Source organism: Mesorhizobium sp. M4B.F.Ca.ET.214.01.1.1, from assembly GCF_004791545.1.
Taxonomy (GTDB): Bacteria; Pseudomonadota; Alphaproteobacteria; order Rhizobiales; family Rhizobiaceae; genus Mesorhizobium; species Mesorhizobium abyssinicae.
On record NZ_SRUX01000297.1, the window covers coordinates 1 to 282 of the forward strand.

General features: G+C 62.4%; 1 pseudogene. It reads right to left on the reverse strand.

What is annotated here, in order from left to right:
- Positions 1 to 213, reverse strand: a pseudogene (locus EN857_RS35350) (hypothetical protein); the annotation flags it as partial.
- Positions 214 to 282 lie beyond the last annotated feature (69 nt).

Sequence of the window (282 nt, forward strand, 5' to 3'; positions counted from 1 at the left end):
GTCGGGTTGACTACGGATGACGTCGGCGATGGCCATTCCGTTCTCGCCACCTCGCTCCTCGAGAGCCGCTATGACGCGGAGCCGATCTTTGATCGACTTGTCCCGGTTCAGCTTCATTTTACCCTCGATGGCGTCGAGCGGTATGCCAACGCCGACGATGGTGCGCAGCCTCGCCTGGGCCAGAGTGTCCGGAACTGCCCGGAAATGGCCCATAGCGGACGTCGGGAATGTCTGCTTCCGGGCGAGCGGTTCGGGAGACGACAGCGGGGTTTAAGCTGACTC